Source organism: Neoroseomonas rubea, from assembly GCF_016106015.1.
Lineage (GTDB): Bacteria > Pseudomonadota > Alphaproteobacteria > Acetobacterales > Acetobacteraceae > Neoroseomonas > Neoroseomonas rubea.
In genome coordinates, this window is record NZ_JACADQ010000521.1 from 1 (window position 1) to 1871 (window position 1871).

Here is a 1871-nt window from a genome sequence, read left to right on the forward strand (position 1 = left end):
TGGCGAAGGCCTCGACCGGCTTGCCCGTCCTGGCGATGCCCTCGGCCACCTTGCCGGCCCAGCCGGGCTCGATGCCGATGACGACGACGGCGGCGACGTTCGGGTTGCAGCCCGTGCCGATGATGGTGCGGAAATGCAGGTCGAGGTCAGCGCCGAACTGCAGCCGCCCATAGGCGTGCGGGATCGCCAGCGTGCCCTGGATGTTGCGGGCCACGCCCTCAGCCGCGGCGTTGGAGATGTCGTCCACCGGCAGGATCAGGACGTGGTTGCGCACGCCCATGCGGCCGTTCTCGCGGCGCCAGCCTTCGAAGCTCGCGGTCTTCAGGTTCATCGCCATGGGATCACCACCGCTTCGTCTTGACGTTGTGCACGTGCAGATGCTCGCCGGCGCCGATGTCGGCGACCGCCTTCCCGATATCCACGCCGTACTTGATGATCGTGTCGCCCTTGGCGATCTGCTTGATCGCGACCTTGTGGCCAATCGGGATGTCGTTCCTGGCCGGGAACTCGATCATCTTGTCCTGGTCCATGATCCAGCCATTCAAGGTCTGGCCAGCCTTCACACCCTCGACGACCACGACGCCGACGCTATCGCCTTCGTCATGGACGCAGAAATGCACGGTCATCGCGTGCCCTCCTCCCCTGCGGAACTCACTGGCCGGGACGCTAGGCGGGCGGCCCCTGGCGGTCAAATCGCCGGCGCGTCAGCCGACCGGGCGTTCATCCGCGATGACCTTTCCATCGTTCGGCAGCGAGCCGGGCGGGACGATCTCCACCGCGCCGCGCAGGCGCGTCACCGCGGCGAGCGTCGCGGCGAGCGCATCGGCGAGCCCGTCCGTCGCGGCGGCTTCGACGCGCGGCGTCATCGCATCCTGCTCGCCCGCGCGCGTGATCACGAGGCGCAGCCGACGCAGGCCCGGATGGCGGCGCGCGATCTCGGCCACCTGCTCGGGCCGGACGAACATGCCCTTCACCTTTGCCGTCTGGTCGGCGCGGCCGCGCCAGCCGAGGATGCGCGCATTGCTGCGCCCGCAGGGCGAGGCCCCCGGCATGATCGCGGACAGGTCGCCAAGGGCGAGCCGCAGCACCGGATGGCGTTCCTCCAGCAGCGTGACGACGACCTCCCCGACCTCGCCATCGGGCAGGGGGTCGCCGGTGCCGGGGCGGACGATCTCGACGATCGCTTCCTCCGCCACCACCAGTCCTTCGCGTGCCTCGGTCTCATAGGCGACGCATCCGAGATCGGCGGTGCCGTACATCTGGTAGGCGTCGACGCCGCGCGCGGCCATCTCCGCCTGCAGCGAGGGCGGGAAGGCGGCGCCGGAGACGAGCGCGCGGCGGATCGACGACGCGTCGCGCCCGGCCGCCTGCGCGGCGTCGAGCAGGATCTTGAGGAAATCCGGCGTGCCGACATAGGCGACGGGGCGATAGGCCTCGATCAGGTCGAGTTGCGTCTCCGTGTTGCCGGGCCCCGCTGGGATCACCGCGCAGCCCAGCGCCTGCAGCCCGCCTTCCATGATCCAGCCGCCCGGCGTCAGGTGGTAGGAGAAGGTGTTGAGCGCGACGTCACCGGGGCGGAACCCCGCGGCGAAGAAGGCGCGCGCCATGTGCCAGGGATCGGCGCCGCGCGCTTCACCTTCCAGGATCGGCCCGGGCGAAGTGAAGAGCCGCGCGAAGCCGCCCGGGGCCGTGGCTGACAACCCGCCGAAGGGTGGCGCGGCCTTCTGCAGGGCGGGCAGGTCGGCCTTGCGCAGCACCGGCAGGCGGGCGAGCGCGGCGCGGTCCGTGACCGTGGCGGGATCGATGCCGGCGAGCCGCGCGGCCTGCGCAGGGGCGCGCATCGCGGCGGCGACCACGGCGGGCAGCCGTTG

General features: G+C 71.2%; 3 protein-coding genes. All 3 read right to left on the reverse strand.

Annotation, left to right across the window (positions count from 1 at the left end):
* Nucleotides 1-331 (reverse strand): UxaA family hydrolase (locus tag HW577_RS24420; protein ID WP_198376379.1); only part of this gene is annotated, 331 nt, incomplete at its 3' end.
* A gap of 10 nt (nucleotides 332-341) precedes the next feature.
* Complete coding sequence (locus HW577_RS24425) at nucleotides 342-626, reverse strand: UxaA family hydrolase (RefSeq protein ID WP_198376378.1); 285 nt, start codon at nucleotides 624-626, stop codon at nucleotides 342-344.
* A gap of 78 nt (nucleotides 627-704) precedes the next feature.
* Nucleotides 705-1871: phenylacetate--CoA ligase family protein (locus tag HW577_RS24430; protein WP_198378696.1), on the reverse strand; the 1167-nt coding region annotated here is incomplete at its 5' end.